The following is a 22,692-nucleotide window of genomic DNA, read 5'->3' as shown; positions in this document are numbered from 1 at the left end:
CTTTCCTACGTCAAAGCACACCGGATGGCTCTATGCGCTGAGGTTGATGACAGCACTCCAGGTACCGATTTGTAACGAGACTATTCGTCCACATCTTCTTCGTTCAGAGTTCCGTCAATGAACTTGATGACCTCGGACTGCAACCCGAGATTTCCAGCTTCGCCGAGTTCGTTCATATATTCCTCTGCGTCTTGCCTGAGGCCTTCATCGCCAGATGCGATAGCCCTGGCAAGAATCATCGGGACCGCGTTCCGCGTTAAATCGTAGACGGCCAAACCTGCCTCTTGACGGCCGCCAAGCAAGAGCTTCAGGACATCGAACGCCGTGCGCGGATCGTAATCCGAAGCTAGGGCGAGCTCTTTGCCGATCATGTAACGCTCTGCGCACAGCTGAGGGTCCAGTTCTGCTGCTTCCTTGAGGCGAGGAAGCCACCACTCGACGGCAAACTTGCCGCTCTTCACGAACCACCAAAAACCAGTCAGCTCTTCTCGATCCTGAGGACATGAGCGTACGTGCGCCACCCGCGAGTCCCAAAGGCCTGCAAGCCGGTCCCGAATGGCCGCATCGACCCTCTGCGCATGCATGAACTGCCAACCGATATGCCCCAAAGCGTCGCCCCGAATCCTAGGCGGCACAACGGAGAAGTATTCATGGGCAAGTGCATCGTCGATAGTTGTGTGGCCCCAGATTATGGCGCTCACTACCCAGTGACCGATTTGTTGCAGCGGATCAGTCTGAGTGCGCCAGCCCGCTACGATCTGATCGCCGCACTGAATTGCGCCGAGCATCGACGACCTCAACAGGTCATAAAGCGTGGAGTGGTAAAGGTGGCCAGCGATTGCTGTCGTCAGCGCGATCTGCTGTCCGGCCGACAGCCCAGAACTCGTTCCAAAAAGATCCGGAATTCGGGGTATCAGCCACTCGGGATCAGTCGAAAGCAACCGCGACAAGCGTCGGCCAATAACCGCCCTAGATGCGCCACGTGGATCGGACCTCGAAAGCTCCACCTCAAGGGCTGATCGCGCAGCCGCATACCAAATCGTTTCCCTTCCTTGCGACATCAGATTGATCAAGCCGCGAATTCTGATTGGCCACTGCCAGTTCAGAGAGATGGTCAGCGCGTCCATTCCGGCATCTACGTCGGCAACGTATTCGTCCCACGCCGCATCGTCGTTGGCGGAATTCGTAAGGAGGTCGGCGAACAGGGACATCGTATCTTCCCGAACCACCAATCCAGTTCGCTGATTGACTAGTTCTGCCAGAAGTGTAACCGCAGCCTTCTTCGCCCAACGGAAGTCCGGATCGTCATCGCCGCGGCCCCCCTCGGTCGGGAAGGCCGATTCGTCGTTGTGGCCAAGGACATCCGCTATCACTTCCGCAGTCTGTGTCCAGTCCGGTTCAAGGTCGGCCTTGACAGCAGCTTCCCATCCAACCAAGAGTGCCCTCAGATAGGTGGGACGCAGTCGCCTGACAAGTTGACTGACACCATCCAACGCTTTGGGTTTCGTTGATATGAGCGCTGTCAGTTCACGTCCCTGCCCTTCATGGGACGGCTCGGGCCCCCAGCCGTCGCCCGTGTCGTGCCAGCTCTCGAGATGCGCAGCTAGTTCAACCGGACTCATGGCAGCCATCTCGTCTTGACTCACTGGGCTATTCGGCCCAACCCACCCCGTCACTCGAAGTATCGGTTCAAGCGGCCGGTCGAAGACGCCGTATCTGGAATCTAATTCAGCCAGCTCAATTCGCAGCGGCGCAGGCAGAGCCTCCACTCCAATTGCCGACAGCCAGCGATGCCTCCAGCGATCCTCGCGTTCCCGAAGTTCCTCATCGATCTGAGCCTCATCCGCACCGGAGTTACGCATCCGCTCTTGGTGGCGGCGATTGTAGGCGCTCGAGCCCAACTCGATGAATTGGACGAGAGGGTCAAGCACTTCGGTCGACACAGTCGCGACCGCGCGAGCAAGTTCCCCATAGTCAATTCGGCATGAATCGTCATTCGAACGCTCATCGAACAAAAGCTCTGTCGCGACTGCCAATAGATCTTCGACGCGCTGCGTGTCACCACTCTGACGGATAGCCTCGCCGAGCGAAAACAATGCAATCTTTCGACCAAGAAGCATATCGCGCCCAAGCAGCGTTTCCTTCGCTTTTGACGCGTCTACAAGCATGGCTTTAACGGCGGAATCCCTGACGGCGTCGATTAGTGCCTGCTCCATGTCTTCGCATTCGTCGTCTCGGCGCCGGATTGAGTCCCGCGAGAAGTATGAGAAATCCAGGTCCTTTTTCAGGTGGCCACTGATCCGCTCATAGGCCACAAGCCAAGGCAGAACAATCTCGAGTCCGTCGTCTCCAAGTGCTGCAGCCACTTTCGGCAGACCTTGTTCGAACCAGTACGCGCCCAGACGCGCCGCGGGTCGACGGCGATCCCTTGTTTTGAACGGTTTAAAGAGCTGCTTGGCAAACCATGTGCCATCTCTCTGTTGCCCGCCTTGAAGGAGGTTCAGAGTGAACGCCACAAGATCCTCTGGATCCGTCCTCCAACCGAATCCGGTAGGTTGCCACGACTTAATCAGCGGCATCAATCGGACGGCTTGATCTGCAGAAATATTTGCGCCGACTTCAAACGTGCCTCTTCGGACCCACGCATTAGTGCTGTTCCCCAATTGCAGCAGCACGTTCACGACGGCTTCAGGTTCATCCGGCGCGACACGGACAAGATATCCGATCTCAGGCCAATAGATGTCTCGAACTAGACCGTTTTCGGTCTTCTCCGGCTCTGGCGGATAACTGAAGGCGCCCTTCTTTGCCAAAGGCACGACCCAGTGCGGATTCATCAGCCCCTCGAAAAAGGCACGCCTCAACGGAACAGTAGGTATTCTCCGCAGTACTTCGTCGACTTTTTCTTCAGTGGGTGGCAAGAACTTCGACGTCACGCTTACTCCTCGAAGGTCGCATTGATCTCGTCGAGCAGACTTTTCACCGCGACGAAATTTCCGAAGAAAGGAGCCGTGCGAACGTCGACTACGTCCTCAACAAACTTGATAGCGTCCAATAATTCGGTGTCGGTCGGTAGCGGGCGGTCGCCATGGCTATCGATGTGGGCCCACCGCACAAAATAGTGGTTATACATGTCCAACCACTGACTTACTGTGGGGTGGTTCTGGTTTCGCTCAGACCCTCCCGTAACCAAGGCAGCAGCGTTATCTCGATTCCGCCCATGCTCTTTCCGGGCCGCGCCAATCAGTGAATCAACAACGCAGGCCATAGCTTTCGGGACAGGAATCGATTCTTCTTCGCCCCCCAGGTCGAGCTGTGGGTGTTCGTCGGCCAGCTCCCTCAGCTTCCGTGCAAGATCGCTTGACGAAGGCCGGACGCGCTCGATCGGATCGTCGATTAGCGCAGTCTGCAGGCCCATCATCAACTCACGTATGCAATGACATATGACCGAAACGCGCGCTGATTCAAGACCGGATTCAGCGGGAGTCTGCAAAATCCGCAATGCCATTTCATACATACCCGCTAGGCGCGGGCTCCGATCTCGCAAGACCTTGACGATCTTCTGTTGTGCATCATTCATCGGAATTACCGCATCGGCGGCGGTCGGCGCGGCTACGCCACCTACACCACACACGCTTGATACGCCCTACAACATGCAGCTGACGCAACCCTCCACGGACGTGCCTTCCAGAGCCATCTGGCGCAGGCGGATGTAGTACAGCGTCTTGATGCCCTTGCGCCAGGCGTAGATCTGCGCCTTGTTGACGTCGCGGGTCGTGGCGGTGTCCTTGAAGAACAGTGTCAGCGAAAGCCCTTGATCTACATGCTGAGTGGCCGCAGCGTACGTGTCGATGATCTTCTCGTAGCCGATCTCGTACGCGTCCTGGTAGTACTCCAGGTTGTCGTTCGTGAGGTACGGCGCCGGGTAGTAAACGCGGCCGATCTTTCCTTCCTTGCGGATCTCGATCTTCGACGCGACCGGGTGGATCGAGCTCGTCGAGTGGTTGATGTACGAGATCGAGCCCGTCGGCGGGACGGCCTGCAGGTTCTGGTTGTAGATGCCGTGCGCCTGCACCGACTCCTTCAGCGAACGCCAATCGTCCTGCGTCGGAATGTGAATGCCGGCGTCGGCGAAGATCTGACGGACCTTGTCGGTCTTCGGCGCCCACTCCTGCTCGGTGTACTTGTCGAAGAACTCGCCCGAGGCGTACTTCGACTTCTCGAACCCGCCGAACTTCGTACCGCGTTCGATCGCAATGCGATTCGAGGCGCGCAGCGCGTGGAACAGCACCGTGTAGAAGTAGATGTTGGTGAAGTCGATGCCCTCTTCGGAGCCGTAGTAAATCTGCTCACGGGCGAGGTAGCCGTGCAGGTTCATCTGCCCGAGGCCGATGGCGTGAGAGTCGTTGTTGCCCTGCTCGATCGACGGCACCGACCAGATGTGCGTCTGGTCCGACACCGCGGTCAGCGCCCGGATCGACACCTCGATGGTCTGCGCGAAGTCCGGCGAATCCATGGCCTTCGCGATGTTCAGCGAGCCCAGGTTGCACGAGATGTCCTTGCCGACCTTGGCGTAGGACAGGTCCTCGTTGAACAGCGACGGCGTCGACACCTGCAGGATCTCCGAGCACAGGTTCGAGTGCGTGATCTTGCCGTCGATCGGGTTGGCCCGGTTCACCGTGTCCTCGAACATGATGTACGGGTAGCCCGACTCGAACTGCAGCTCGGCGAGGGTCTGGAAGAACTCGCGCGCCTTGATCTTCGTCTTGCGGATGGCGCCGTTGTCGACCATCTCGTAGTACTTCTCGGTGACGTTGACGTCGGCGAACGGCAGTCCGTAGACCTTCTCGACGTCGTAGGGCGAGAAGAGGTACATGTCCTCGTTCTTCTTCGCCAGCTCGAACGTGATGTCCGGGATGACGACACCCAGCGAGAGGGTCTTGATCCGGATCTTCTCGTCGGCGTTCTCACGCTTGGTGTCGAGGAAGCGGTAGATGTCGGGGTGGTGCGCGTGCAGGTAGACCGCACCCGCGCCCTGACGGGCACCGAGCTGGTTGGCGTAGGAGAACGAGTCCTCCAGCAGCTTCATGATCGGGATGACACCCGAGGACTGGTTCTCGATGTTCTTGATCGGCGCACCGTGCTCACGAATGTTGCTGAGCAGCAAGGCAACTCCGCCGCCGCGCTTGGACAGCTGCAGCGCCGAGTTGATGGAGCGGCCGATGGACTCCATGTTGTCCTCGATGCGGAGCAGGAAGCACGACACGGGCTCGCCGCGCTGCTTCTTGCCCGAGTTGAGGAACGTCGGGGTGGCCGGCTGGAACCGGCCGTCGATGATCTCGTCCACGAGCTTCTCGGCCAGCTCGGTGTCACCGGCGGCCAGGGTGAGGGCGACCATCACGACGCGGTCCTCGAAGCGCTCGAGGTAGCGCTTGCCGTCGAACGTCTTCAGCGTGTAGCTGGTGTAGTACTTGAACGCGCCCAAGAACGTCGGGAAGCGGAACTTCTTGGCGAAGGCCCGGTCGAGCAGCTGCTTGACGAAGTTGCGGCTGTACTGGTCGAGCACCTCACGCTCGTAGTACTCCTTCTCGATCAGGTAATCGAGCTTCTCGTCCTGCGAGTGGAAGAACACCGTGTTCTGGTTCACGTGCTGCAGGAAGTACTCCCGCGCCGCGAGCACATCCTTGTCGAACTGGATCTTGCCGTCCGCGTCGTACAGGTTGAGCATCGCGTTGAGAGCGTGGTAGTCGCTCTCACCGGGCAGCGCGTGCGTGGTGGCGGCTACCGGTTCTGCAGCTGTGACGGTTGGTGGCACGAGAGTTCCTTCCAGAAATCTTCCAGACCCTCACGAACGGCGATGACGTCGTCCGGGGTTCCCATGAGTTCGAGGCGGTAGAGGTACGGAACACCACACTTACGAGAGACCACATTGCCCGCGTACGCGAATTCAGCACCAAAGTTGTTGTTGCCCGCGGCAATAACGCCGCGGATCAACGACCGGTTGTGTTCGTTGTTGAGAAAGGCGATGACCTGCTTCGGGACGTAGCCACCGTCGTTGATGTCCGGGGTGGCACGTCCGCCGCCGTAGGTCGGGAGCACCAACACATAGGGCTCGTCGACCTCGATGCGGCCGTGCAGGGGGATTCGAGTGACGCGGTCGGCCGGCCAGTCCAATTTCTGGACGAAGCGGTGGGTGTTCTCCGACACGCTGGAGAAGTAGACGAGATTGCTCACTGTTTCCTTCTCCTCCCCCGGTTGGTTGATTGCTAGGCGGTGACCGCCACGGTGCTGAGCGCCTTGATCCGGTCGGGACGGAAGCCCGACCAGTGCTCGCTGTCGGTCACGACGACCGGGGCCTGCAGGTAACCGAGCGCGAGCACGTACTCGCGAGCTTCGTCATCGATGCTGATGTCGACCTTCTCGTAAGCGATGCCCGCCTTGTCCAGCGCCTTGTAGGTGGCGTTGCACTGCACACATGCCGGCTTGGTGTACACGGTGACGGTCATCTCGGTACGACTCCTCTTCGAAGGCCTGGAAGCTGAACTGAACATGGCTGGCAACTGACGGGGTAGCGCTTTCCGCTGATATCCCCATCTGGATCAGCGGCCCGGCAACCCCTGAAATTCCCGCATCTCCGGTCGTCCCGGGCCGTTCGGTCAGCACGTCCGAGAATCCCCGTCGAACTGACTTTCCGGCCCCGGCCGACCCTCAAATTGTGGGGGCCTGTCGGTCCGTCAAACACTACACCTAGTGGGCGACAAACCGAACAGATACAAGATGTTCTGAACAACATTCGTGAAATTCCCAGGTCGTAAGGCCGAATCCGAGACACTCTCTCGGCGTGTCGCACATCACACCCGGGGGCGTGTCGCGCTCCAACTACTGGTTTAGCACCAGGCACCGACAAGTTCCGGCGGCGCGCCGTCCGCGACGCGCCGAGCTCGGCCAGACGGAAGTCGCCAGCTACGCCGATTTCCGCGCGACGGACGCCACAGCTGTGGTACCAGCGTGACGAACGTGACAAATGTGGCCTGTCACCCCCGCGTGGCGCGCACTGCCCACACCCCCGCCGCCAGTACGGCCACCGCTTCGGCGACCACACTGAGGACTGCATACGGTACCGGCTCCCAGCCCGTCTCCACGAATCCGAACAGTCCGACCGTTCGCGACAACCCGAACGCCACCAATGCCCCCGCCGACAGCAGTCCCGACGCCCATCCGAACCACCGCGGGGCGCCCACCGCCAGCAACGCGCCGACGGCACAGAACACCGCCGCCTGCACCAGGAAGCCGGTGCCGATCGACGGGATGTGCCCGTACCCGTGGACGTAGAGGTAGGCGTGCAGCAGGCCGCTCGCCAGCATGGCCGCCGCGAGCACCAGACGGTAGACGAGAGTCACAGCAGGGTCCGTTCTTTGAGCGCGAGCATGTGCTGACCGGCCTGGTAACTCACCTCACGGATACCGAGCGCGTCGTGCAGTTTGCCGGCCGGCAGCGTCAGCGGCTTGGGCGCCGGACCATCGCCGGGGTGCGGCAACGGATAGGCGGTGGTCGTGCCGCTGTGGAAGGTGATGTTGCCCTCGGTCTTGGAAAACACCTGGTGCACATGGCCATTGAGGCACGTCACCGATGCGAACCGCTTGAGATAGCTCAGGGCCTGGGCGGAGTCGTCGGTCCCCCAGCCCCAATCGGGATACATCGCGAACAGCGGGATGTGGCTGAACACCACGATCGGCGTATCACTCGACAGCGGGGCGACGTCCTTCTCCACGAACTCGAGCTGATCGACGCCGAGGTGGCCGAGCTTCTTGAGGTTCAGCGTGTTCACCAGCGCGATGACGTGGACGCCGGCGATGTCGAAGCTGTACCAGCCGTCGCCGCGGGTGCCCGCACCGAAGGCCTGGCGGTACTTGGCGCCGGCGTCGTCGGCCGAATCATGTTCGCCCGGAACGGTGAATACGTGCGGGGTGCGCAGTCCGGTCATCATCTGCCGGACCTGATCGAACTGCTCCGGGGTGGCCAGATGCGTCAGATCGCCCGTATGGATGACGAAATCGGGGGTGTAGCCAAGGTTGTTGACGGTGTCGATGGCGTGCGTGAACGAGCCGGCGACGTCGGTGTTGGCGGCGCCGGTGAAGCCGATGTGGCTGTCACTGACCTGAGCGAAGCGCAGCGTGGGCGGTGCCGCCGGCGCGGATGAGCTGCTGCCCGCAACGTGCGACAGCACTTCCCCACCGACCACTGACAAGCCCACAGCGGCGCCGAACCACGCCGAGTGCCGGAGCAACTGGCGACGGTTCATCTGCTGCGGGTCGCCCTGAGCCGTGTTCTCGGTCATCGGACCACCACCGTCCCGTGCATGAAGGGATGAATGCCGCAGACGTAGGTGTACGTGCCCGGCGCCGCGAAGACGTAACTGAACGTCGCTCCGGAACCCATTGTCGGAGAACGGAACTGACCACCTTCGGCGACGACGTTGTGGGGGTCTTCGTCGTGGTTGGTCCACGTCACCGCCGTTCCGGCGGGCACCGTGAGGGTGTCGGGCGCGAAGGCGAAGTTGTCGATGTTGACCGCGTTCGGCCCCGCCGGCATCGGCGCCTGGTGGCCCGGTTCGGGCGGGGACATCGTCATCGACCCCATCGACCCCATGGTGGGTCCGGAGCCGGCACCGGCTCCGCTCATCCCGGGCGTCCCGCTGACGTCGGAACTGAAAACCGGTGTGGGTGCTGCCTTTTGCTGTGGCGCGGTCGAGGTGCATGCGGACAGGAGCAGGACTGCGCCGGTGAGCGCAACCAGGGATCGTCGCGACACGACGGGGACCTCCGTGGTCGTCGGGTACGGGTGCGCCTGCGCACCCTCACCAACAGATACGGTGGCGGGTTACACGCCTGCGGCGGGCCAACTCGGCGGAGACGGCGCGAACACCTCGATCACGCCACTCACCTCACGAACCTCGAACGTGGGCAACGGTTTCGGCGCAATCGGCAACTGATGCGTCAGCACGTGCCCGTCCGTGGCGAACGACGTGGAATGGCACGGGCAGCGCAGCCGGTTGTCGGGTCCGTCGAACCACAGCCGGCAGCCCTGATGCGTGCAGACACCAGAGATGCCCTGCACGTTCCCGTCGACCCGGCGCACGAATCCCACGACCGAGCCCAGATCGAACGGATGCACCGCCCCCTCCGACACGTCGGAGCTGTCGGCGACCTTCTGCCAGCTGCCCGCGGTCGGGACCAGCTCCTGGCTCGCGGTGTCCTGAGAGCCGGCCGCACCGCGACCCACCAACGCCCGGTCGACGGCCACCGCCGCGACCGCGGCACTGGCAGCCGCGGAGGTCCCGACGATCACCTGGCGGCGATTGGCACGCAACCAGCCGGGCTTCGGTGCCGCCGCGTCGTCGCCGTCGAACTGTGCGGCGAGCCTGCTCTGCAGGTCGGCGAGAAACTCCGGCCGCGGCTCGTCGGCGCCGGGCCGGGCCGCCTGTAGGTCGATCGCCGTTCGCATCTGCGCCGCGTCGAAATCGTCGGGCGTGAATCCCGACGGCTTGCGCCCGCGCAGCAGGTCGTCGAGGTACCGGCGCAACCCCCGCGCGTTCATGGCTCGCCCTTCTCGTTGATCTGTGCCGCCAGCCGTAATGCCCGGTGTTGCAACACCTTTGCGTTGGCGACGCTGACACCGAGCTCCGCTGCGGACTCCTTGATCGACTTGGTCTGGAGAAATCGCAGCTCCAGTATGCGTCGATAGTTGTCCGGCAGGGCGTCCAACACCGCGGCGACACGATCCGGTGCGGTGCTGATGGACTCTTCGGCTTCCGGTGGCGCCTCGATATCGAGGTCGATGCAGGTGATCTCCCGCCCCATCGTCTCGCGCCAGTGCGCGGCGAGCACGGTGCGCGCGGTACTCCGTAGATAGGAGCGCACCTCGGCGGCACTGGCCGTCAGCCGCAACGGCCGCAGCGCGGCGAGAAACACCTCGGCGGTGAGGTCCTCGGCGTCGGCCTGATTGCCGACCCGCGCGTAGATCGTGCGGTACACCCACGTCGCGTTGTCCTGGTAGACGGATTCCCAGTCGGGATACCGGGAATCCGACGAGACCACGCGCAGTGGGGGCCGGTGCACAGGGTCACGCTGCGCAGACACATTGGCCCCGTCTCATCGGTGCGGCCCGGCACACCCCGGGGCCACTTCGAGAAGTAGATAGCCCCCGGGGTTACATGCCGGGGAGGTGGGCACCGACTTCATCCGCTCTTAGCCGCCATCATCCGCCGGATCCAGCATTCGGTCGCCGAACTGACTGCACAACAGCAGGGCGACCTCCACGTCGAGCCGGTCGTCTTCGATGGGCCTGCCGCGGCGTTCGATCGCGCGCTGCACCCGGTACTTCACCGAGTTCGTGTGCAGATGCAACTCCTCTGCCGCGGCCTTGTTGCTGCCGCCCGCCTTCAGGAAGGCCTGCAGTGTCTCCCGCAGGCGCTGGTCGCTGACCGTCGAACAGGCCAGTGGGCCAAGCACTTCCGTGGCCCACGCCGACAGCGCGTCGACGTTCGACCCCAGCAGCGCCGCGAGCGCGACACCGCGGTGACCGAACGCGGTGAACCGCCGGCCCTGCGGTCCCGACGCCACTGCGACGATGCGGGCGTCTTCGGCCTGCCGGTGTGACAGCCGAAAGCCGGCGACGCCGGACTGTGGGGTGCCGACCGCCACGTACAGGCCCTCGGCCGGCACCAGGCTGCCCAGCCACGTCACCGCCTCATCCAGGACTACCGCGGGCACCGCGACCCAGGCCCACGCGGTGGCCCGATCGACCGAGATGAACAGTGGCGAATCTGCCGCGCCGATCGATGCGGCGAACTGCTGGATCAGGCGCTCCATCTCGGCCAGCCGATCCTCGGAGTCGTCGCACCACAAGACCACTGCGAGGTGGGTGCGCTGCAGCGGGTACCGGATCGCCACCGTCGCGGTATCGATGTCGACGTCGCCGCCGGCAAGTAGTTCACGAATCTCGGTGATGCGCACGCTGTTTCGATTCTCCAGCCAGCTCTCCCGAGCCTGCTGGTAGACCTCGACGACCTCTTGCGAGATCCGGTCGATGTAGTTGAACGAGATCGTCGACATCACGTCGAACACGTCCAACGCCAATCGCGGATCGAGTTCGGCCGTCCGAATCTCCTCCAGCACGGCTTTCAGCACCGCCTGCTGGCCCAGTCGGTACGACCGGACCAGCACATTGGCCGAGATGTCCCGTTGCGCCAGCCGGAGCGCGTGTTCGATGGCCGCTGCCGGAGCGTGCACGAGGTCGATCGAGATACCGTGCCGGGCTGCGGCGAAGAACGCGTCGATGTTCGCGGCGACCGAATCGCCCAGAATCTGCTGCAGTTGTTCCTCGCCGCGCAGCTCGGCGATATCGGACACCAGCTGATCCGAGACCGTGCGCGTGATCTCGGTGAGGCGAGTGTCCAGTCGCGTGCCGATTCCGGCCACCGCTTGGGTCAACGCGTCATCGTTGAGGTCCCCGCCACCGGCCATTAGCTGCCTGTTCTCCCGGCCACCCCCAAACCGTAGTTCGTCGTCAGTCCTTTTTGTCCCCGAAGGACGACAAAGGGCCGTCGGCATCCGTTCCCGGATGCCGACGGCCCTTTTGCGTTCTCGAGTCAGCCGACCTCGGCGGCCAATTTGGCGATCACTCCGCGCACGCCATCGACAACCTCGGCAGCCTCGCGCGGATGCTTGCCGTCGAACGCCGAAGCCGGCACCGACAGCTTGACGTCCACGACATCCGCACCGGCGATGCCGAACGACTTGCGCGTCTCGTCATGCGCCCACACACCGCCGTACTGCCCGAGCGCGGTACCGATCACGGCCAGCGGCTTACCGCTGACGGCACCGGCGCCATAGGGGCGGGACAGCCAGTCGATCGCGTTCTTCAAGACGGCGGGAATGGTGCCGTTGTACTCCGGGGTCACGGCCAGGATGGCGTCGGCGTCGCCCGCGATCTGGCGCAGCGCGACCACGGCTTCGGGCAGCGACTCGTTGTCCAGGTCTTCGTTGTAGAACGGCAGGTCGCCGAGGCCGTCTGCCACTCGTACCGTCACACCGTCGGCCGCCGACTCGACCGCGACCTCGGCGAGTTGCCGGTTCAGCGAGGCCGCACGGAGGCTGCCGACCAGGACCAGGACCTTGGTTTCTGCCATTTTCTTTCTCCTAGCTTGTGTCTGTGGCCGGTTCCGGCGAACCGATCCTCGCACGAGTCAACCGGACTGCGGTCCGATTAATTCCACCTGAGCTAAAGTTTTTTCATGAGCGACGGGTTGGCGCAACTGCGGCCGACGAACCTGCCCCTGGCCGGCCTGCCGATGACCCCTGCGGCGCCGGTCGAGCGCGGCGACGCGGCGCGCAACCGGCTCCTGCTGCTCGACGCGGCCCGCCGCCTCATCGCCGAGCGCGGCGCCGAGTCCGTCACGATGGACGACATCGCGGCCGAGGCCGGCGTCGGCAAGGGCACCTTGTTCCGCCGGTTCGGCAGCCGCTCCGGCCTGATGCTCGTGCTTCTCGACGAGGACGAGCAGGTCGAGCAGAGCGCCCTGATGTTCGGCCCACCCCCGCTTGGTCCCGGCGCACCGCCACTGGAACGGCTGATCGCCTACGGCCGCGACCGGCTCCAGTTCGTCTGGCAGCACCGCGCGCTGCTGTCCGACGCGGGGCGCGACCCGCAGAGCCGCTTCGGGGCCGCCGCCGCCGTCCACCGCACCCACGTCCGGATGCTGCTGAACTCCGCCGGCACTACGGGGAACCTGGACGCCCAGACCGACGCCCTGCTGGCCCTGCTCGAAGCCGACTACGTGAGCCACCAGCACGACGACCTCGGCCATAGCCTGCAGGCGCAGGGCGCGGCGTGGGAAAGCGTGGCGCACAAGCTTTGTGGGCACTGAGATGACGTGGGTGCTGCACGTCGATCTCGACCAGTTCCTGGCTTCCGTCGAACTGCGCCGACACCCTGAGCTGGTCGGACAGCCGGTCATCGTGGGAGGTAGCGGCGATCCCACCGAACCTCGCAAGGTCGTCACCTGCGCCTCCTACGAGGCAAGGGAATTCGGCGTCCATGCCGGCATGCCGCTGCGCACCGCGGCCCGCAAGTGTCCGCAGGCCGTGTTCCTGCCCTCCGACGCGCCCGCGTATGACGAAGCCTCCGAACAGGTGATGGGCCTGCTCCGCGACCTCGGACATCCGGTCGAGGTGTGGGGCTGGGACGAGGCGTATATCGGTGCGTCCGTGGCTGATCCGTTCGAGCTCGCCGAGAAGATTCGCGCCGTGATCGCCGCCGAGACCGGGCTGTCGTGCAGCGTCGGCATCAGTGACAACAAGCAGCGCGCCAAGGTCGCCACCGGATTCGGCAAGCCGGCCGGGGTTTTCGCCCTCTCGCCCGAGAACTGGATGACGGTGATGGGCGACCGTCCGGTCGACGCGCTCTGGGGCGTCGGCCCCAAGACCGCGAAAAAGCTTGCCGAGCTCGACATCACCACCGTCGCAGAGCTGGCCCGCACCGATGCGGAGCTACTCACCTCGACCTTCGGTCCGACGACAGGACTGTGGATTCTGTTGCTGGCCAAGGGCGGCGGCGACAGCACCGTGACGACCGAGCCGTGGGTGCCACGCTCGCGCAGTCATGTGGTGACGTTCCCGCAGGACCTCACCGACACCGCCGAGATGGAAGCCGCTGTCACGGAGCTGGCTCGGCGCACTCTGGATGAAATCGTCGAGCAGGTCCGGGAGGTAACCCGGGTCGCCGTGACCCTGCGGACCAAAACGTTCTTCACCCGCACCAAGATCCGCAAGCTACCGGTGGCCGGTACCGATCTGGAGACGATCACGCGGACCGCGATCGACCTGCTGCACGACTTCGAACTGGACCGGCCGGTGCGCCTGCTCGGGGTACGGCTGGAACTGGAGATGCCCGACAAGTGCTGACCACCATCGCCATCCGGGGCTACCGGTCGCTGCGCGAGATCGTCCTGCCGCTGTCGGAGCTGACCGTGGTGACCGGAGCCAACGGCACCGGCAAGTCCTCGGTGTACCGGGCGCTGGGCCTGCTGGCCGACTGCGGACGCGGAGAGGTCATCGGCTCCCTGGCCCGCGAGGGCGGCTTGCAGTCGGTGCTGTGGGCCGGCCCGGAGAACACCAGTGGCGCGCGGCGGACCGGCACCACCGAGGGCACCAGCCGGACCCGGCCCGTGTCGCTCGAACTCGGCTTCGCGGCAACCGATTTCGGCTATTTCATCGACCTCGGGCTGCCACAGGACCCGGGCCACAACTCGATGTTCGGCCAGGATCCCGAGATCAAGCGCGAGACGGTGTTCGCCGGGCGCTCTCCCCGGCCCAGCAGCGCCCTGGTCCGCCGGACCCGCACGTACGCCGAGGTGGCCTCCGACTCGGGCCGCGGCTTCGACGAACTGACCCGCGCCCTGCCGAGCTACCGCAGCGTCCTGGCCGAATACGCGAATCCCGAAGCACTGCCCGAGCTCGCCGCGGTGCGGGATCGGTTGCGCGACTGGCGCTTCTACGACGGCTTCCGCGTCGACCGGGACGCACCGGCCCGCCGCCGCCAGGTCGGCACCCGGACGCCGGTGCTCAGCAACGACGGCAACGACCTGGCCGCGGCCGTGCAGACCATCCTTGAAGCCGGGTTCGACGACCTGCCGCGGGCGGTCGGCGACGCGTTCGACGGCGCCGAGATATCGGTGAGTTCCGACAGCGGGTTGTTCGAACTGCAGCTGCACCAGCGCGGCATGCTCCGTCCGCTGCGCTCGGCCGAATTGTCCGACGGCACACTGCGGTTCCTGCTCTGGGGCGCCGCCCTGCTGTCGCCGCAGCCGCCTGCGCTCATGGTGCTCAACGAGCCGGAGACGTCCCTGCACCCCGACCTGGTGGGTCCATTGGCGGACATGATCGCCGCTGCCGCACGCAAGACGCAGGTCGTCGTCGTCACCCACTCGGCACGGCTGCGCGAGCGGCTGGCCGCGTGCGACGCGAGCGAGGTCGAGCTGGTCAAGCAGTGGGGCGAAACCCAGATCGACGGCCAGACGATGCTCACCGCGCCGCCGTGGGACTGGGGAAAGCGCTGACGCTCAGCGGCTTTGGGGCTCAGCGCCGCTTCGGCCGCAAGGCGCGCGTGAACAACACGTTCACCTGACGCATCGACACGCTGTAGGGCCACCAGGCCAGCCGCTTGAACAGATACAGCGCCCGGATGTCGGGCGACGTGTAGATCATGAACCGGTTCTTGGCCACCCCGGACAGCAGCTTGTCGGCGGCCTGCTCGGGCGAGACTGCGTGCCCGGCGAACCTGGCCACCCAACGCTGCACCTGCGGATCGTCGCGATCCACTCCCGCGATCTGAACCGTCTGCACCAGAGGCGTTTTCACCGCGCCGGGCACCACGACCGACACCCCGATACGGTGGCGTGCCAGGTCGAAGCGCAGCACCTCGCTGACCCCGCGCAGGCCGTACTTGCTGGCGCTGTAGGCGGCGTGCCACGGCAGCGCGACGATGCCCGCGGCCGACGAGACATTGGCCAGCCGACCGCCGCGGCCGGCCGCCACCATGGGCGGCACCATGGTTTCGATGACGTGGATGGGCCCCATGAGGTTGACGTCGACCATCGAGCGCCAGTGCTGGTGGGTCAGGGTGCTGACGGTGCCCCAGGCCGAGATCCCGGCGATGTTGAGCACCACATCCATGGGCTCGTGCCGGCTGTGGATGTCCGCGGCGAACGCCGCGACGGCGTCATAGTCGGAGATGTCCAGCGCGCGGTGTTCGGCCACCTCCCCGCCGAGCGCCCGGGCGTCGGCGACGGTCTGTTCCAGCCCGGTGGCGTCACGATCGGTCAGATAGAGGACCGCGCCCTGCTGAGCCAGTTTGAGTGCGGTCGCCCGGCCGATGCCACTGGCCGCCCCCGTCACGAAACACCGCTTGCCTGCGTAGCCGCTCCACCCCGTCATGGCCCGACCCTACACAGGCAGGTCGCCGCCACCCCATAACGCGCTGAGCCACAGGCGTTCCACGATGTCGACGGCGCGCTGCGGGTCTCCGCCCCGTCCGATGAATGCGCTGTCGCGCGACAGCGTATAGGCCGTGGTCGACACCAGGGTGCGAACCAACGCCGGCAAGTCGTCGGAAATCGGGCGCCGACCGGCGTCCTGCTCGATGAGTCCGACGATCTTGTCGATGACGCCGTCCTCGAAGTCGGCCATCAGGTCGCGGATTTCGGCGTCGGTGTTCTGGGCTGCGGTGCACGCCGCCATGATCGGGTCGTTGATCGCGTAGACCGCCGCCGCGTTACCGACCATGCGCTTGGCGAAGGATGCCGGCGTCTCGTCCGGTTCGCGCGGCGCGAAGTTGTGGGTGAGCTCGTCGAGTTCCTCCATCGCCTCGGACACGATCCGGGCCAGCACCGAGTACTTGGAGTCGAAGTAGAAGTAAAAGCCTGACCGCGCCACACCGGCGCGGGCACTGATGGTGCTGACCGACAGATCAGCGAACGGCCGCTCCTCCAGCAGTTCGCGAACCGCCTCGATGATCGCGTCGCGTTGCTTGTCGCCGCGACTACGGCCCTTGTCGGCCGTCTCGACTTCAGCACTCATGGCGCTCACGATGTCATCGCCGACACACCAATTCAAAACTTGACACGCGTCAAGTATGGCGGCCAAGATGACAACAGGTGGTGACTTTCACCACAAATGAGCATCAAGAGCAGACAGGAATCCCTGGATGGCGACTATCAGCACCCCGAACTACCTCCTCGATCAGGCCATGCGGCGCCTCAAGCCGACACCCGTCACGGTGCCGGGCATGGGCATCATCGAGCAGCGGCTGCTGGCCACCGACTGGGAGCAGTTCAAGCTCGCCGAGCCGCCGACAGGCAGCGGCCTCAAACCGATCATGGGCGACTCCGGGCTGCCGGTCATCGGACACCTGATCGAGGTGTTCCGGGGCGGGCCCGACTACGTTCTGGACATCTACCGCAAGCACGGGCCGCTGTACTACGCGCAGACGCCGGCGCTGCCGGCCGTGATGGCGCTGGGACCGGATGCGACGCAGGCCGTGTTCTCCAACCGCAACAAGGACTTCTCGCAGCGTGCCTGGGATCCGGTGATCGGGCCGTTCTTCGAGGGCGGCCTCATGCTGCTCGATTTCGACGAGCACATGTTCCACCGCCGGATCATGCAGGAGGCGTTCACCCGCTCGCGGCTGACGGGCTATGTGTCCCACATCGATTCCGTGGCGACCAAGGTGCTGGCCAACGACTGGGTGGCGAACGATCCCCGATTCCTGTTCCATCCGGCGGTCAAGGAGCTGACGCTCGACATCGCGTCCGAGGTGTTCATGGGACACCCCGCGGGAACCGACCACAAGCTCGTCACCACCATCAATCAGGCCTTCACCACCACGACCCGGGCCGGCAACGCGATCATCCGTAAGCCGGTGCGCCCCTTCGCCTGGTGGCGCGGTGTCCAGGCCCGCAAGACGCTCGAGGACTACTTCTCCGGCTCCATCGCCGAGAAGCGCCGCTCCGAGGGCACCGACATGTTCAGCGTGCTCTGTCACGCGCAGGACGAAGACGGGCAGACCTTCACCGACGACCAGATCGTCGCGCACATGATCTTCCTGATGATGGCCGCGCACGACACCACGACGTCGACGCTGACGACCATGGCCTACCACCTGGCGGCCAACCCGCAGTGGCAGGACAAGCTGCGCGAGGAGTCCGAACGCATCGGTGACGCGCCGCTCGACATCGAGGCACTGGAGAAGCTGGAAACCTATGACCTGGTGATCAACGAGTCGCTGCGGTTGCAGACGCCGCTGGGCTTCAACTTCCGCCGCGCGGTCCGGGACACCGAGCTGTTGGGCTACTACATCCCGGCCGGGACCGACGTCGTCACGTGGCCCGGCATGAACCACCGCCTGTCCGAGCTGTGGACCGACCCCATGCGGTTCGACCCCGAACGGTTCGCCGAGCCGCGCAACGAGCACAAGGCGCATCGCTACGCGTTCGCCCCGTTCGGTGGTGGTGCGCACAAGTGCATCGGCATGGTCTTCGGGCAGCTGGAGATCAAGACCGTGATGCACCGTCTGCTGCGCCAGTACCGGTTGGAGCTGACCCACCCCGGCTACGAGCCGTGGTACGACTACGGCGGCATGGCCGTGCCGGTGGACGGCATGCCGATCGTGTTGCGTCCCATTCGCTGACCCGCGCCGAGACGGCCTTCCAGACTAGGCGTGCAGCCGGTTCGCGCACGCGATCATCGCCCGCAGCGCTGACTGGACCGGGTCGCGGGCCCAGCCTATGGCCCACTCCGCGCGCACGCCGTCGCTGCCGTGGATGAAGGTCGCGATGCCGCCGCCGACAGCGGGCAGTTGATGGAACTTGATCATCTCGACGGCCATGCCGCGCTCGTGCAGCATCGCGGTCAGGGCCGCGACGGGGCCGGTCGCGGAGGCCGTCGAGGTCGCGATGCGGTCGCCGACGGCGATGCTGGCGCGATAGCGGCGCGGGGCGGTGATGCCGCGGCGACGGTCGTCGTCGCCCGCCGTTCCCCAACTGCCCAGGCGGACCGGACCACCCTGGTGGCCGTAGTGGTCGACGAAGGTGTCGTGACACATGGTTTCGGCGTGTTCGCGCAGGTCACGGGGCAACGGACGGTCAAACAGATCCGCGAAACGCGACGTGGTGGAAATGGCGGTGGAGGTGAACATGCGTCGGTCTTTTCTGCTCGAAAGGAGTGACCGACAGGTAGTAGCGTCCGACCCACAGCGAGGGGTCGGTCAGGATCAGACCCCGCTGTGGGTACTGGCTACTACGAGCATGTGAAGCATGGTCGCCGAGGTTAGTCCGCAACCGCGCCTCGGGTCAAGACGATTTCACCGCCGGGTTGAGCAACCACAGGAACGGCCGGTGGCTGAGGCGCCCGTCGCGGTGCAGCGGCATGCTGTCCCGCGCCGCCGAATACCAGGCGGCACGGCTGACACCGGTGAAGTCCAGTTGCCGTCCGCACCGGCCGGCGAGCGCGTGCAGCAGCAGCATCCCGGTGCGTCCGTTGCCTTCCCGGAATGGGTGAATCTGGTTGTACCGGGCGTAGATCCGCGACAGTTCCCACGCCAGCCTCGGGTTGCCGAACTCGGCGCCGACGTCCGCCAATGCCGTTGCCGCGAGCTCGATTTCGGCCAATCCGGCGGCAATGTCGACCTGCCAGGTGAACGCCGAGTCACCGCGGCGGATGTCGACGGTGCGCAGCTCCCCCGCCCACTCGTACACGTCGCCGAACAGCTCCCGGTGCATGGCACGGACGTCGATCTCGGTCACCGCCGCGGATTGCCGGCAGTGCCACAGCACCATTCGGCCCGCCGTCACCTGAAATTCGACCGCCGCCAGGTCCGGCCCGTGTTGAATACCGAAGTTGTTGCGCAGCACCGATGTTCCGGGAATCAGATACGGCGCCCGGCGCTGGAAGAACCGGCGGCGCTTTTCGGGCGTCGGCGGATACTGCGCACGGCACCGTGCCAGGTAATCGTCGAATTCGACGGCACCGGACGCCAATGCACCCAGCTCGACGATATGGGCGGGCTGGGGCTCCCAGCCTTCGATGCGCTGGGCGGCCAGGGTCTGCTGCACCGCGTGCTGCGCCAACAAGGTCGTCGCCATCAGCGGAACGCCGACGTCGAGGCGAGGTAGGTCAGCTTGCGGCTGATGCCGGCCACCTCGCGGGCGACGCTGCGCAGCATGGCCCGCTCCTGTGGCGGCAGTTCCGACAGCACCACCTGATCGCCGCCGGCGCGAGACGTCCACCGGAATCGCACCAGGGCGGCGAAGCAGTCCCGCAGCGTCGAAACATCCTCAGCATCAAGCACATTTGCCGCCCCCGCCGCGTCGATGCGGCTCGGCGTCGACAGCGCGGTGGAACCTGCCGACACGCCGGCCCACCGCGCGATCTTCACCAGCGGATCGATGGCCGCCAGCTTGAGGTCGACGGTGTCGGACTGATTGGCCAGCATGCGCAGCCGGGAGGGAAACGTCGCGCGGAACGTCGTGGCGTCCTGCAGCAGGTACTGGCGGGCCGGGTAGTTGCCGACAGCGGCGCGCACCACCTGTGCGCGGAGCAGATCCTCGGCCACCCCGTCGTCGGCCGGATGGACGCCGCGGGAATCGGCCAGCACGCCCGTCATCACCACGCCGCGGTCCGCGCGCGGGTCGGACGTCCAGTGCGCGATGCCGTCGGACCAGGCACCCGCCGTCCGGCAGAACCGCGGCCGGCTGGCCAGCACCCCGTTGGCGTCGGCGCGCACCCCACACCGTTCCAGCACGGCGTGCACCTGCGCTGCCGCCGCCAGCGCTTCGTCGCGCACGGTGTCGTCCGCCAGCACGACGAGGGTCTCGACGTCCGAGCCTGCCACCGCCTCGCCCCGCGCGACGCTGCCGGAGACGAACCACGACCAGGACGGGCCGGGCGTCAGCCGGACGGCCGCATCGACGCCGGAGCGGAGCACCTGCGACCACGCGGCCGCGACTTCAGCGGCGGGCACGGAGGCGCGCGCCGCGGCCCGCACCGCCTGCAGGCCCTGCTCGATTCCCGACCGCAGCGCGTCCTCGCCACCCGCCGCGAGGATCGCGGCGCGGGCGGCGTCGACACCAAGATCAGCCGGGGACATGCAGATGTTTCTATCGGACGACAGTTACCGCCGCGTTTCGTGCACGCTATTCCGCGGTCAGCGCGGATTTTCGTGCACAAATCGCGAGGTTGTAGGGTTTGCCGCGATGAGCTGGCAGCACGCGTTACTTCTGCTCGTCGCCGGTATCGCAGGCGGTCTGACCGGAAGTATCGCCGGGCTGGCGTCCGTCGCGACGTACCCGGCCCTGCTGATGGCCGGGCTGCCGCCGGTGGCGGCGAACGTGACCAACACCGTCGCGTTGACCTTCAACACCATCGGATCGGTGTGGGGTTCACTGCCCGAACTCGAGGGCATGGGCCATTGGCTGCGCCGGGTCATGCCGATGGCCGTCCTCGGCGGCGCGGCCGGCGCGGCACTACTGCTGTCCCTTCCCGCCGAGGGTTTCGAGCAGGTGGTGCCGATCCTGCTGGCACTGTCGAGCCTCACCATCGCGATACCCCAGCGCCGCGGCGCGGACGACGAGCCCGGCCGCTGGCGTTCGGTGCTCATCTCCGTCGCGATCTTCGCAATCTGTTTGTACGGCGGATATTTCGGCGCCGCGGCGGGCGTGATGCTGCTGGCGCTGTTCCTGCACGGCGGCAGCGAATCGCTCGCGCATGCCAACGCCGCCAAGAACGTCGTCCTCGGGGCGGCCAATGGTGTTGCCGGCATTGGCTTCATCGCGCTGGCGCCGGTGCACTGGATTGCCGTGTGGCCGCTCGGCCTGGGTTGCCTGATCGGCGCCCGGCTCGGCCCGATCGTGGTCCGCCATGCTCCCGCGACCCCGCTGCGGCTGGCCATCGCGCTGGGCGGCCTGGCGCTGGCGGCCAAGCTGGGTTACGACGCCTACCGGTAGGCGAACGGGTTGTCTCCCTTGGCAACCCGGACACCCAGGTGTATCAGCTCGGTGGCCGAGGCATGCAGCTTCTCCCCCGCCTCACGGTCTGCCAGGCCCGCCAGGAACCGCGACCAGGTGCCCTCGATGACGATGCCCAGCTTGAAGCAGGCCATCGCGATGTACCAGTCCAGGTGCTCGGTGCGGCGGCCACCCGCGGCGAGGTAGGCGTCCAGCAGTTCGTCACGACCGGCCAGACCACCGGCCTCTGCCAGCGCGGCGCCGACCACGATGGCGTTGGGCGCGGTCGGCCAACACACCAGCATCCAGCCCAGGTCCAGCAGCGGGTCGCCGACGGTGCACATCTCCCAGTCGACGAACGCCGCCAGCTCCGGCCGGTCGTGGCGCAGCATGACGTTGTTGAGGTGACAGTCGCCGTGCATGATGCCGGGCTCGCCATCGGGTGGCCGGTTGTCGGTCAGCCAGGTCGCCAGCTGCTCGACCCCGTCGAGCGATTCGGGATCGTAGTGGTCATGCCGATAACTCTGCAGCAGCCCGACGAACTGCGGAACCTGTCGTGCCACAAACGATCCCGGCTTACGGATGGCCGCCAACGGGCTGCCCTCCCAGGCGACGTTGCCCAGCTGCGCCAGGCTTCCCGCGTACGACAGCCCGACGTCGTGCCGCAGACCGGAGTCGGCGGCATAGGCCGGCGAGAGTTCCTCGCCGGGGTTGAAGCCGTCGACCTCGGCCATCAGGTAGAAGACGACGCCGAGCACCGACGGGTTCTCGCAGCCGGCGATGAAGGCGGGATGCGGCACCGCGGTCCCGGCCAGGGTCCGTAGTACGGCGATCTCGCGCTGCATCGTCTTGTCACTGGTCGGCCGCGGATGCCGGGGCGGGCGGCGCAACACCACCGGGCGGCCGTCGATGTGCAGTCGCACCACGATGTTCTGGGTGCCGCCGGTCAGCGGTTCGACGGCGGTGACGTGCTCACCCAACCCCTCGGCGCGAATCCAGTTCTGGACGATGTCTCGGTCACGGTCGGTCAGAGTCGGCTGCATGATGCAGTGATTCTGGCCCGGAATCAGCCGAACGGGCAGCCAATTCTTACGATCCGTTTTCATTTGGCGTCGGCACAGCGGGTGCGTCGTACT

The 22,692-nt window shown here is 65.3% G+C and carries 23 protein-coding genes; 5 read left to right on the top strand and 18 right to left on the bottom strand.

Going from position 1 to position 22,692, the window contains the following annotated elements; genetic code table 11:
- Positions 1-80 precede the first annotated feature (80 nt).
- From BR47_RS0113775 to BR47_RS0113720, 12 genes are all read right to left on the bottom strand, one after another.
- Positions 81-2,933, bottom strand: coding sequence for a hypothetical protein (locus BR47_RS0113775; protein ID WP_141772233.1), 2,853 nt, complete (start codon positions 2,931-2,933; stop codon positions 81-83).
- Positions 2,934-2,935: 2 nt separating this feature from the next.
- A complete protein-coding gene (locus tag BR47_RS0113770; protein WP_141772232.1) occupies positions 2,936-3,577 on the bottom strand; it encodes a hypothetical protein in 642 nt (213 codons plus the stop codon).
- A gap of 66 nt (positions 3,578-3,643) precedes the next feature.
- Entirely contained in the window at positions 3,644-5,812 is a 2,169-nt protein-coding gene (nrdE, locus tag BR47_RS0113765) for a class 1b ribonucleoside-diphosphate reductase subunit alpha (RefSeq protein ID WP_029119866.1), read from the bottom strand.
- Entirely contained in the window at positions 5,779-6,231 is a 453-nt protein-coding gene (gene nrdI / locus BR47_RS0113760; RefSeq protein ID WP_029119865.1) for a class Ib ribonucleoside-diphosphate reductase assembly flavoprotein NrdI, read from the bottom strand. Before nrdI ends, nrdE begins: the two co-directional genes overlap by 34 nt.
- Positions 6,232-6,263: 32 nt before the next feature.
- Positions 6,264-6,503, bottom strand: coding sequence for a glutaredoxin-like protein NrdH (nrdH, locus tag BR47_RS0113755; RefSeq protein ID WP_020104016.1), 240 nt, complete (start codon positions 6,501-6,503; stop codon positions 6,264-6,266).
- A 528-nt stretch (positions 6,504-7,031) separates the two neighbouring features.
- Positions 7,032-7,361: a hypothetical protein gene (locus BR47_RS0113750; RefSeq protein ID WP_051634802.1), complete on the bottom strand. Its 330-nt coding sequence runs from the start codon at positions 7,359-7,361 to the stop codon at positions 7,032-7,034.
- Between the two features lie 32 nt (positions 7,362-7,393).
- Positions 7,394-8,335 (bottom strand): metallophosphoesterase family protein, encoded by a 942-nt coding sequence (locus BR47_RS0113745; RefSeq protein WP_020104018.1) that lies wholly within the window; start codon positions 8,333-8,335, stop codon positions 7,394-7,396.
- Positions 8,332-8,646, bottom strand: a complete 315-nt coding sequence (locus BR47_RS0113740) for a cupredoxin domain-containing protein (RefSeq protein WP_029105817.1) — start codon at positions 8,644-8,646, stop codon at positions 8,332-8,334. The genes BR47_RS0113745 and BR47_RS0113740 overlap by 4 nt, the downstream gene beginning before the upstream one ends.
- Positions 8,647-8,877: 231 nt before the next feature.
- The gene (locus BR47_RS0113735; RefSeq protein ID WP_029119863.1) at positions 8,878-9,594 is read right to left on the bottom strand and encodes a Rieske (2Fe-2S) protein; all 717 of its coding nucleotides are present in this window, start codon (positions 9,592-9,594) and stop codon (positions 8,878-8,880) included.
- Positions 9,591-10,136 (bottom strand): RNA polymerase sigma factor, encoded by a 546-nt coding sequence (locus tag BR47_RS0113730; protein ID WP_029119862.1) that lies wholly within the window; start codon positions 10,134-10,136, stop codon positions 9,591-9,593. Before BR47_RS0113730 ends, BR47_RS0113735 begins: the two co-directional genes overlap by 4 nt.
- Positions 10,137-10,244: 108 nt before the next feature.
- Positions 10,245-11,522: a PucR family transcriptional regulator gene (locus tag BR47_RS0113725; RefSeq protein WP_051634792.1), complete on the bottom strand. Its 1,278-nt coding sequence runs from the start codon at positions 11,520-11,522 to the stop codon at positions 10,245-10,247.
- A gap of 125 nt (positions 11,523-11,647) precedes the next feature.
- Positions 11,648-12,187, bottom strand: a complete 540-nt coding sequence (locus tag BR47_RS0113720) for an NADPH-dependent FMN reductase (protein WP_029119860.1) — start codon at positions 12,185-12,187, stop codon at positions 11,648-11,650.
- Positions 12,188-12,292: 105 nt separating this feature from the next.
- On the opposite strand from BR47_RS0113720, the gene BR47_RS0113715 reads away from it, so the two are divergent.
- Genes BR47_RS0113715 through BR47_RS0113705 form a run of 3 tightly spaced genes read left to right on the top strand, consistent with a single transcriptional unit; the run spans position 12,293 to position 15,115 of the window.
- The gene (locus BR47_RS0113715) at positions 12,293-12,925 is read left to right on the top strand and encodes a TetR/AcrR family transcriptional regulator (protein ID WP_090562732.1); all 633 of its coding nucleotides are present in this window, start codon (positions 12,293-12,295) and stop codon (positions 12,923-12,925) included.
- A gap of 1 nt (position 12,926) precedes the next feature.
- Complete coding sequence (locus tag BR47_RS0113710; protein WP_029119858.1) at positions 12,927-13,961, top strand: DNA polymerase IV; 1,035 nt, start codon at positions 12,927-12,929, stop codon at positions 13,959-13,961.
- A complete protein-coding gene (locus tag BR47_RS0113705; RefSeq protein ID WP_029119857.1) occupies positions 13,955-15,115 on the top strand; it encodes an AAA family ATPase in 1,161 nt (386 codons plus the stop codon). The genes BR47_RS0113710 and BR47_RS0113705 overlap by 7 nt, the downstream gene beginning before the upstream one ends.
- A 19-nt stretch (positions 15,116-15,134) precedes the next feature.
- Here BR47_RS0113705 and BR47_RS0113700 read toward each other — a convergent pair whose 3' ends face one another.
- Together BR47_RS0113700 and BR47_RS0113695 are read right to left on the bottom strand one after the other, a co-directional pair.
- Complete coding sequence (locus BR47_RS0113700) at positions 15,135-15,992, bottom strand: SDR family oxidoreductase (RefSeq protein WP_029119856.1); 858 nt, start codon at positions 15,990-15,992, stop codon at positions 15,135-15,137.
- 9 nt (positions 15,993-16,001) lie between these two features.
- Positions 16,002-16,634: a TetR/AcrR family transcriptional regulator gene (locus BR47_RS0113695; protein WP_020104028.1), complete on the bottom strand. Its 633-nt coding sequence runs from the start codon at positions 16,632-16,634 to the stop codon at positions 16,002-16,004.
- A gap of 127 nt (positions 16,635-16,761) precedes the next feature.
- On the opposite strand from BR47_RS0113695, the gene BR47_RS0113690 reads away from it, so the two are divergent.
- Positions 16,762-18,243, top strand: a complete 1,482-nt coding sequence (locus BR47_RS0113690) for a cytochrome P450 (RefSeq protein WP_029119855.1) — start codon at positions 16,762-16,764, stop codon at positions 18,241-18,243.
- A 24-nt stretch (positions 18,244-18,267) separates the two neighbouring features.
- Here BR47_RS0113690 and BR47_RS0113685 read toward each other — a convergent pair whose 3' ends face one another.
- The 3 genes from BR47_RS0113685 to BR47_RS0113675 form a co-directional block, all read right to left on the bottom strand.
- Positions 18,268-18,750, bottom strand: coding sequence for a 2-isopropylmalate synthase (locus BR47_RS0113685; protein WP_029119854.1), 483 nt, complete (start codon positions 18,748-18,750; stop codon positions 18,268-18,270).
- Positions 18,751-18,904: 154 nt separating this feature from the next.
- Positions 18,905-19,696, bottom strand: a complete 792-nt coding sequence (locus BR47_RS0113680) for a Fic family protein (RefSeq protein ID WP_029119853.1) — start codon at positions 19,694-19,696, stop codon at positions 18,905-18,907.
- On the bottom strand, positions 19,696-20,700 hold the full coding sequence (locus BR47_RS0113675; protein ID WP_020104032.1) for a putative nucleotidyltransferase substrate binding domain-containing protein: 1,005 nt from the start codon (positions 20,698-20,700) through the stop codon (positions 19,696-19,698). Before BR47_RS0113675 ends, BR47_RS0113680 begins: the two co-directional genes overlap by 1 nt.
- A 106-nt stretch (positions 20,701-20,806) precedes the next feature.
- Between BR47_RS0113675 and BR47_RS0113670 the strand changes: the two genes are divergently transcribed.
- Positions 20,807-21,556, top strand: a complete 750-nt coding sequence (locus BR47_RS0113670) for a sulfite exporter TauE/SafE family protein (RefSeq protein ID WP_020104033.1) — start codon at positions 20,807-20,809, stop codon at positions 21,554-21,556.
- Here the strand turns inward: BR47_RS0113670 and BR47_RS0113665 are convergent.
- Positions 21,547-22,599, bottom strand: a complete 1,053-nt coding sequence (locus tag BR47_RS0113665) for a phosphotransferase family protein (protein ID WP_081831296.1) — start codon at positions 22,597-22,599, stop codon at positions 21,547-21,549. The genes BR47_RS0113670 and BR47_RS0113665 overlap by 10 nt on opposite strands.
- Positions 22,600-22,692: the final 93 nt, after the last annotated feature.

It is taken from the genome of Mycobacterium sp. UNC410CL29Cvi84, from assembly GCF_000686745.1.
GTDB classification, from domain to species: domain Bacteria; phylum Actinomycetota; class Actinomycetes; order Mycobacteriales; family Mycobacteriaceae; genus Mycobacterium; species Mycobacterium mucogenicum_B.
This window is presented reverse-complemented; position numbering and strand designations above follow the sequence as displayed.

What these genes read in the sequence shown, in the direction of transcription:
- BR47_RS0113770 (WP_141772232.1), bottom strand. Translation starts at nt 3,577, where the DNA reads ATGAATGATGCACAACAGAAGATCGTCAAGGTCTTGCGAGATCGGAGC.
- nrdH (WP_020104016.1), bottom strand. Translation starts at nt 6,503, where the DNA reads ATGACCGTCACCGTGTACACCAAGCCGGCATGTGTGCAGTGCAACGCC.
- BR47_RS0113750 (WP_051634802.1), bottom strand. Translation starts at nt 7,361, where the DNA reads ATGCTGGCGAGCGGCCTGCTGCACGCCTACCTCTACGTCCACGGGTAC.
- BR47_RS0113745 (WP_020104018.1), bottom strand. Translation starts at nt 8,335, where the DNA reads ATGACCGAGAACACGGCTCAGGGCGACCCGCAGCAGATGAACCGTCGC.
- BR47_RS0113740 (WP_029105817.1), bottom strand. Translation starts at nt 8,646, where the DNA reads ATGGGGTCGATGGGGTCGATGACGATGTCCCCGCCCGAACCGGGCCAC.
- BR47_RS0113735 (WP_029119863.1), bottom strand. Translation starts at nt 9,594, where the DNA reads ATGAACGCGCGGGGGTTGCGCCGGTACCTCGACGACCTGCTGCGCGGG.
- BR47_RS0113725 (WP_051634792.1), bottom strand. Translation starts at nt 11,522, where the DNA reads ATGGCCGGTGGCGGGGACCTCAACGATGACGCGTTGACCCAAGCGGTG.
- BR47_RS0113720 (WP_029119860.1), bottom strand. Translation starts at nt 12,187, where the DNA reads ATGGCAGAAACCAAGGTCCTGGTCCTGGTCGGCAGCCTCCGTGCGGCC.
- BR47_RS0113715 (WP_090562732.1), top strand. Translation starts at nt 12,293, where the DNA reads ATGAGCGACGGGTTGGCGCAACTGCGGCCGACGAACCTGCCCCTGGCC.
- BR47_RS0113710 (WP_029119858.1), top strand. Translation starts at nt 12,927, where the DNA reads ATGACGTGGGTGCTGCACGTCGATCTCGACCAGTTCCTGGCTTCCGTC.
- BR47_RS0113700 (WP_029119856.1), bottom strand. Translation starts at nt 15,992, where the DNA reads ATGACGGGGTGGAGCGGCTACGCAGGCAAGCGGTGTTTCGTGACGGGG.
- BR47_RS0113695 (WP_020104028.1), bottom strand. Translation starts at nt 16,634, where the DNA reads ATGAGTGCTGAAGTCGAGACGGCCGACAAGGGCCGTAGTCGCGGCGAC.
- BR47_RS0113690 (WP_029119855.1), top strand. Translation starts at nt 16,762, where the DNA reads ATGGCGACTATCAGCACCCCGAACTACCTCCTCGATCAGGCCATGCGG.
- BR47_RS0113685 (WP_029119854.1), bottom strand. Translation starts at nt 18,750, where the DNA reads ATGTTCACCTCCACCGCCATTTCCACCACGTCGCGTTTCGCGGATCTG.
- BR47_RS0113680 (WP_029119853.1), bottom strand. Translation starts at nt 19,696, where the DNA reads ATGGCGACGACCTTGTTGGCGCAGCACGCGGTGCAGCAGACCCTGGCC.
- BR47_RS0113675 (WP_020104032.1), bottom strand. Translation starts at nt 20,700, where the DNA reads ATGTCCCCGGCTGATCTTGGTGTCGACGCCGCCCGCGCCGCGATCCTC.
- BR47_RS0113670 (WP_020104033.1), top strand. Translation starts at nt 20,807, where the DNA reads ATGAGCTGGCAGCACGCGTTACTTCTGCTCGTCGCCGGTATCGCAGGC.
- BR47_RS0113665 (WP_081831296.1), bottom strand. Translation starts at nt 22,599, where the DNA reads ATGCAGCCGACTCTGACCGACCGTGACCGAGACATCGTCCAGAACTGG.